Annotated in this window: 2 protein-coding genes; both read left to right on the forward strand. The window is 71.8% G+C overall.

The genetic code is table 11. The features are described 5' to 3' along the window. The coding region (locus IE217_RS34185; protein ID WP_229865856.1) for a type I polyketide synthase at positions 1 to 6433 on the forward strand (6433 nt) is incomplete at its 5' end. Positions 6434 to 6507: 74 nt separating this feature from the next. Further along, a partial coding sequence (locus IE217_RS34190; RefSeq protein WP_190181857.1) for a type I polyketide synthase occupies positions 6508 to 8355 on the forward strand: 1848 nt, incomplete at its 3' end.

Consider the following 8355-nt stretch of genomic DNA (forward strand, 5'->3'; position numbering starts at 1 on the left):
CTGGGGGCCGTGGGCCGAGGGCGGGATGGCCGCCGACGAGGCCCTGGCGCGGCGGATGCGTGCCGGCGGCGTACCGCCGATGGCCTCGTCCGACGCGATCGAGGGGCTCCAGCAGGCACTGGACACGGACGACACCCTGGTGGCCATCGCGGACGTCGACTGGAAACGGTTCGCGCCGGGATTCGCAGCCGTACGGCCGACCTCGTTGCTGGCGGAACTCCCCGAGGCGTGCGAGGCGGTTCGGCGCAGTACCGAACCTGCCGGTGACACGCGCGCTGTTCCGAGCTCCGCGTCTTCCCTCGCGCACCGCCTTTCCGGTCTCCCCGAGCCCGAACAACGGCGCGCGCTCCTGGACTTGGTACGTGAGACGGTGGCGGCGGTCCTCGGACATGCCGGGCTCGAGACCGTCGGTGCCAACCGCGCCTTCAAGGAACTGGGCTTCGACTCCCTGACGGCGGTCGAACTGCGCAACCGGCTGGGCGCGGCGGCCGAACTGCGGCTCCCTGCCACCCTGATCTACGACTACCCGACGCCGACCGCGCTCGCCGACCACCTGTTCACCGAAATCCTCGGAACCAGCCGAGCGGCGGCCACCGACCTGGCGCCCAGGGCCGCCGCCATGGTCGAGGACGACCCGATCGCGATCGTCGCGATGAGCTGCCGCTTCCCCGGTGGCGTGGAGTCGCCGGAGGACCTGTGGGACCTTCTTGCCTCCGGACGGGACGCGATCTCCGAATTCCCCACCGACCGGGGCTGGGACATCGACTCGCTGTGCGACCCGCGATCGGACTGCGGCAGCACCTCCTACGCCCGCGAGGGCGGATTCCTCTACGACGCGGCCGAGTTCGACCCGGCGTTCTTCGGGATCTCGCCGCGTGAGGCCCTCGCCATGGACCCGCAGCAGCGGCTGCTACTGGAGACCTCCTGGGAGGCCTTCGAACGTGCGGGCATCGACCCGGAGACGTTGCGCGGCAGCCAGGCCGGCGTGTTCATCGGCACCAACGGCCAGGACTACCTCTCACTGGTGCTCAACTCGCCTGAGGCGACCGACGGCTTCATGAGCACCGGCAACTCCGCGAGCGTCGTCTCCGGGCGGCTGGCGTACACCTTCGGCGTCGAGGGCCCGACGATGACCGTCGACACGGCCTGCTCGTCCTCGCTGGTCGCGCTGCACCTCGCCGCCCAGGCGCTGCGCAGCGGCGAGTGCGATCTCGCGCTGGCCGGTGGCGTGACGGTGATGTCCACACCGGGTGCGTTCGTCGAGTTCAGCCGGCAGCGGGGTCTCGCGGCGGACGGCCGGGTGAAGGCGTTCGCTGCGGGTGCGGATGGCACCGGCTGGGGTGAGGGCGTGGGCATGCTGCTCGTGGAGCGGCTGTCGGACGCCCGGCGCAAGGGTCACCCGGTGCTCGCCGTCGTACGCGGCTCGGCGATCAACCAGGACGGCGCGAGCAACGGCCTTACGGCTCCGAACGGTCCGTCGCAGCAGCGCGTCATCCGGCAGGCGTTGGCGTCCGCCGGTCTGTCGGCCGCGGATGTGGACGCGGTGGAGGCGCACGGTACGGGTACGACACTGGGTGACCCGATCGAGGCCCAGGCGCTGCTGGCCACGTATGGGCAGGGACGGGCTGAGGACCGGCCGTTGTGGCTGGGCTCGATCAAGTCGAACATCGGGCACACGCAGGCCGCCGCCGGTGTGGCGGGTGTCATCAAGATGGTGATGGCGATACGGCACGGTGTGTTGCCGCAGACCCTGCACGTGGACGAGCCGTCGCCGCACGTGGACTGGTCGGCGGGCGCGGTGGAACTCCTCACCGAGAACCGTGAGTGGCCCGAGACCGGGCGCCCGCGCCGGGCGGGCGTGTCGTCCTTCGGGGTCAGCGGTACCAACGCCCACACGGTGCTCGAGCAGGCACCGCCGATCGAGCAACAGGAGTCTGTGGAGACTGCTCAGGCCCCCGTGCCGCCGTCCGCGAGCACGTTGTGGGTGTTGTCGGCGAAGTCGGAGGCCGCGTTGCGGGCTCAGGCGGAGCGGGTGCGGGCGCGGGTGATCTCCGGTGGGGAGGAGCTGCGGCCGGTGGATGTCGCCTACTCGCTGGCGACCTCGCGGGCTGCGCTCGATGTCCGCGCGGCGGTCGTCGGTGACGGTGGCGACAGCGCGCGGGAGGTGCTGCTGGCGGGGCTTTCCGCGCTGGCGGCGGGTGAGCCGGGGGCGCAGGTGGTGCGGGGCGTGGCCGGTGAGGGGCGTACGGCCCTGCTGTTCACGGGTCAGGGCAGCCAGCGGTTCGGGATGGGCCGGGAGTTGTACGAGGCGTATCCGGTGTTCGCCCGGGCCCTGGACGAGGTGTTCGCCAGGTTCGAATTGCCGGTGCGCGAGGCGGTGTTCGGAGGCGGCGAGGACGTGTCCGGGCTGCTCGACCAGACGGCGTACACCCAGCCCGCGTTGTTTGCCATCGAGGTGGCGCTGTTCCGCCTCCTCGAATCGTGGGGTGTGCGCCCGGACTTCCTGTCCGGCCACTCCATCGGCGAGCTGGCGGCCGCCCATTGCGCCGGGGTCCTCTCGTTGGACGATGCGTGCGCGCTGGTGGCGGCTCGTGGCCGGCTGATGCAGGAACTCCCCGGCGGTGGGGCCATGGTGGCCGTCCAGGCCGCCGAGGAGGAGGTCATCGCGTACCTCACGGATGCGGACGCGGTGAGCGTCGCGGCCGTCAACGGGCCGACCTCGGTCGTGATCGCGGGCGACGAGAGCGCCGTACTGGACATCGCCGCCACCTTCGAGGACCAGGGGCGGAAGAGCCGGCGCCTGACCGTCAGTCACGCCTTCCACTCGCCGCACATGGACGGCATGCTCGCGGACTTCCGCAAGGTCGCCGAGGGCCTGTCCTACGAGGCTCCGCGTATCCCGGTCGTCTCCAACCTGACCGGCACGATCGCGGCCGCCGAGGAGATCACCAGCCCCGACTTCTGGGTCCGTCACGTCCGTGAAGCCGTCCGTTTCCATGACGGCATCCGCACCCTGGAAGCCGAGAACGTCACCACGTTCATCGAGCTCGGCCCGGACGGTGTCCTGTCCGCACTGGCCCAGGAATCTGTCACCGACACCGACGCTCTCGCCTTCCTCCCCCTCCTCCGCAAGGACCGCCCCGAGCCCGAAACTCTCACCACCGCCCTCGCCCACGCCCACACGCGGGGCGTAGCGATCGACTGGGAGGCGTACTACGCAGGCACCGGCGCCCACCGCGTCGACCTGCCGACCTACCCCTTCCAGCGCCGCCGCTACTGGGTCGACACGTTCAGCGGATTCGGCGACGTGACATCCGTGGGGATCGGCGAGGCGGACCACCCGCTGCTCGGTGCCGCGGTGGAACTGCCGGAGTCGGACGGGTGCCTGTTCACCGGGCGGCTGTCGTTGCAGAGCCATCCCTGGCTGGCCGATCACACGGTCATGGACCAGGCGGTGCTGCCCGAGACGGCCTTCGTGGAGCTGGCGTTCCATGCCGGGGACCAGGTCGGTTGCCCGGTGCTCGCCGAGCTCGACGTGCACGCGCCGCTGGTGCTGCCGAACCGCGGCGGCGTTCAACTGCGCGTGACCGTAAGCGAGTCCGGGGGCGGCGGGGACGGGGCGACGGAGGAGTCGGTCCGCCGCCGTACGGTCACCGTGTACTCGCGGACCATGGACGACGACGGAGCACGGCCCGACGCGCCCTGGACGCGCAACGCCACCGCAATCCTCGCCGCTACCCGCACCGCAGCCGAGCCCGTGATCGACGTGGCCGACATGGCGAACATGGCTGATATGGCGGAGGTGTGGCCGCCGGCCGGGGCCGAGGCCGTGCCGGTCGAGGCGCTGTACGAGGCGTCGGCGGCCGCCGGTCTGGCGCACGGTGACGCGTTCCGTGCCCTGGAACGGGCGTGGGTGCGCGAGGGCGTCGTCTTCGCCGAAGTGCGTCTCGCTCCCGAACAGCGGGAAGGCGCCCACCGGTTCGCCTTGCACCCGGCGCTGCTCGACGCGGCGCTCGTGACGGCACACCGTAGCGGCTCCGGCGGAAACCGGCCGACGCCGGGCAGCGTGCCGCTCGCCTGGCGCGAGGTCGCGCTGCACGCCCTCGACGCCACGACGCTCCGGGTACGGATCGCCCCGACAGGCGACGCCTCGGTGGAGTTGACCGCCATCGATCCGACCGGGACCCCGGTGCTGTCGGCGAAGTCCGTGGAGCTGCGTTCCTACACCGCCGACCAGTTGGCCGCTGCCTCGCCGGCGGACGCCCACTACGGGCACCGCGATGCGCTGTTCCGTCTCGAGTGGGTACGCACGTCGGTTCGTACGTCCGACGTCTCGGCCGGAGCGTCCGGTCACGGCGGCTACGCGGTTGTCGGCGGACTGCCTGCCGGCGAGCCGACGACCACGCTGACGGAATCCCTCACGACCGCAGGCGTCCGTGCCGAGTCCTTCGACGACCTGGCGTCGCTGGAGAAGGCCGTGGCCGCCGGGCGTCCGGCGCCGGACGTGATCGTGCTGCCCTGTGTTTCCGACGCCGACGACACCCCGGCCCCCACCGGCGACGACATGCCCGCCCACGTCAGGCGAGCCGTCATCCGCGTCCTCGGAGCCGTCCAGTCCTGGCTGGACAGTGACCGCTTCGCCGCCACCCGGCTGGTCGTCCTCACCCGGGGCGCGGTGGCCACCGGTGCCGATGAGGACGCCGGCGACCTGGTGCACGCGGCGGTGTGGGGCCTGGTGCGGTCGGCGCAGTCGGAGAACCCGGACCGGATCGTGCTCGTCGACACCGACAGGACCGACGCCTCCTACGGCGCCCTTGCGGCGGCAGTGGCGTCGGGAGAGCCGGAACTGGCCCTGCGGTCCGGCTCGGCCTTCGCGCCGCGCCTGGCCCGTAGCGAATCGGCGCCCACCGGGGCGACCGGGCCGGCCGTACCGGCCGCATCCGCCGTGCCCGCCGTGCCCTCCGCGTCCTCCGAAGCCTCCCGGGCTTCCGACTCACCCGTCATCCCCGAGGTCCCCGTCATCCCCGACGTCCCCGTCATCCCCGGGATCAACTCTGAAGGAACCGTCCTGATCACCGGTGCCACCGGTGGTCTGGGCCGGCTGCTCGCGCGCCATCTGGCGGCCGAGCACGGCGCACGCCACCTGCTGCTGGTCAGCCGGAGCGGCACGTCCGCCGAGGGGATAACCGAACTCTGCCATGAGTTGCGTCAGTTGGGTACCGAGGTCACTGTCGCCGCGTGCGACGTGGCCGACCGCGCCGCGCTGGCCGAACTGCTCGACGCCGTACCGGAAGAGCGCCCGCTGACGGCTGTGGTTCACACCGCCGCCGTACTGGACGACGGGGTCGTCGAGTTGATGACGCCCGAGCGTGTCGAGCGCGTGATGCGGCCGAAGGTGGACGCCGCCTGGAACCTGCACGAACTGACCCGGAACATGGACCTGTCGGCGTTCGTGCTGTTCTCGGCCGCCGCGGGCACGCTCGGTGCCGCCGGGCAGGCCAACTACGCCGCCGCCAACGTCTTCCTCGACGCGCTGGCCCGGCACCGCCGTGCCCACGCACTGCCGGCCCTGTCTCTGGTGTGGGGCATGTGGGCGGAGGAGCGGGGCATGGCGGGCAGGTTGGCCGCTGCCGACCGCTCCCGGGCGGCGCTGGGCGGCGTCCTGCCGCTCTCCGCAGACCAGGGACTCGCGTTGTTCGACGCCGCCTGCCGGACGAACGCCGAGTCGAGCGAGGCGGTCCTCGTGCCGCTCCGCCTCGACTTCGGCACCCTCCGCGCCGCCGCCGCGAGCGGCGACATCCTGCCCGTGTTCCGGGGCCTGGTGCGCACCCCGGTCCGCCGCCGTGCCGCGGACGGTGTCACCGCCGGCGAGGGCGCGGCCGAGGGCCTGGCGCAGCGGCTCGCCCGGCTGTCGGCAGCCGAGCGGGAACAGGCCGTGCTCGACCTCGTACGGGGCCAGGTGGCCGCCGTACTCGGGCACGCTTCGCACGAACTCGTCGGCCCGGAGCAGGCGTTCCGCGAGCTCGGGTTCGACTCCCTCACCGCCGTCGAGTTGCGCAACCAGCTCGGCACGGCCACGGACCTGCGGTTGCCGGCCACGCTCATCTACGACTACCCGACACCGGCCGCCCTGGCACAGCACCTGCGGACGCAGGTCGCGCCCGACGCGGAGGAACCGGAGGCGGCGGCCGTACTGGAGGAGCTGAACCGTCTGGAGAACGCCTTCTCGGCGCTGGCGCCCGACGACCTCTTCGCCCTGACGGAGGACGAAGCGGCGCACGCCCGGGTCGCGGTGCGGCTCCAGTCGCTGCTGACCCAGTGGAACGAGGCACGCCATGGCGACGGCGGCGCCGGCGAGACCACGGCGGTCCTCGAGGACGCCAGCGACGACGAACTCTTCGACTTCATCGACAAGCGGTTCGGCGCGAGCTGATCCGCTGCCCGGCCGGCCCGCTCCCGCTGACCCACCGCCCTCTGACCACCTGACATCCGTATAGGGAAGCCCCCATGGCGAACGAAGCAAAGCTCCGCGAATACCTCAAGAAAGTCACGACGGATCTCGACGAGGCGTACGGGCGGCTGCGGGACATCGAGGACCGGGCCCGTGAACCGATCGCGATCGTGGCGATGAGCTGCCGGTTCCCGGGTGATGTGCGGTCGCCGGAGGACCTGTGGCGATTGCTGGAGTCGGGTGGGGACGCGCTGTCGGGGTTCCCGGTGGACCGGGGCTGGGATCTGGAAGGGCTGTACGACCCGGATCCGGACGCGGAAGGGACGACGTATACGCGTGAGGGTGGTTTCCTGGCGGATGCCACGCGTTTCGACCCGTCCTTCTTCGGGATCTCGCCGCGTGAGGCGCTGGCGATGGATCCGCAGCAGCGGTTGCTGCTGGAGACCTCGTGGGAGGCGTTCGAACGGGCGGGCGTCGACCCGGCCACCCTGCGCGGCAGCCGGACGGGCGTCTTCGTGGGCGTCAACGGCTCCGACTACCTCTCGGCGCTCCTGGAGGCCGACGACGACTTCGCCGGCCACCTGGGCACCGGAAACGCCGCCAGCGTGATGTCCGGACGCGTCTCCTACACGTTCGGCCTCGAAGGCCCGGCCGTCACGGTGGACACCGCCTGCTCGGCCTCACTCGTCGCTCTCCATCTGGGAGTTCAGGCGCTGCGCAACGGCGAATGCTCGCTGGCGCTCGTCGGCGGCGCCCATGTGATGGCCACGCCCGGTCTGTTCGTCGAGTTCAGCAAACAGCGCGGCCTGTCGGCGGACGGCCGCTGCAAGGCGTTCGCGTCGGACGCCGACGGTTTCGGACCGGCCGAGGGCGTGGGCATGCTCCTGGTGGAGCGGCTGTCGGACGCGCGCCGCAACGGGCACCCGGTGCTGGCGGTGGTGCGGGGCAGCGCCATCAACCAGGACGGTGCGAGCAACGGCCTGACGGCTCCCAACGGGCCTTCGCAGCAGCGTGTGATCCGTCAGGCGCTCGCCAACGCCCGTCTGACGACCTCCGATGTGGACGCCGTGGAGGCGCACGGTACGGGGACGAGCCTGGGCGATCCCATCGAGGCGCAGGCGTTGCTGGCGACTTATGGCCAGGGCCGGGCCGGGGACCGTCCGCTGCTGCTCGGCTCGGTGAAGTCCAACATCGGTCATACGCAGGCCGCTGCCGGTGTGGCGGGCGTGATGAAGATGGTGCTCGCGATGCGGCACGGTGTGCTTCCGCCGAGCCTGCACATCAGCGAGCCGACCCCGCACGTCGACTGGTCCTCCGGCACGGTGGAACTGCTGACGCGAAACACCGACTGGCCACAGACCGGCCGTCCACGGCGGGCGGCAGTGTCGGCCTTCGGTTTCAGCGGGACGAACGCGCATGTGGTGCTGGAGCAGGCGCCGGTGGTGGAGGAGGCTTCGGCGTCGGGTGACTCTGGCTCGGGTGAGTGTGAGCCCGTGGTCGGGTTCGGTGGCGGTGCCGTGTGGGCGTTGTCGGGGAAGAGTGCGGCCGGGTTGCGGGAGCAGGCCGGGCGGTTGCTGGCGTGGGTGGACGGGCGTGGGGGTGTGCGGCCGGTTGATGTGGGGTTCTCGCTGGGGGTGGGCCGGGCGGGGCTTGAGCATCGGGCTGCGGTGGTGGGTCGTGGGCGTGAGGAGTTGCGTGCGGGGCTTGCGGCGGTGGCGGCCGGTGGTATGGCGCCGGGTGTGGTCGAGGGTGTGAGTGTGGGGGGGAAGACGGCGTTCGTCTTCCCGGGGCAGGGTTCGCAGTGGCTGGGGATGGCGGCGGGACTGCTGGATGCTTCACCGGTGTTCGCGGCGCGGATCGGTGAGTGTGCGGCGGCGCTGGAGCCGTTCACGGACTGGTCGTTG

It is taken from the genome of Streptomyces naganishii JCM 4654 (assembly GCF_014650575.1).
In the GTDB taxonomy this organism is placed as follows: Bacteria; Actinomycetota; Actinomycetes; order Streptomycetales; family Streptomycetaceae; genus Streptomyces; species Streptomyces naganishii.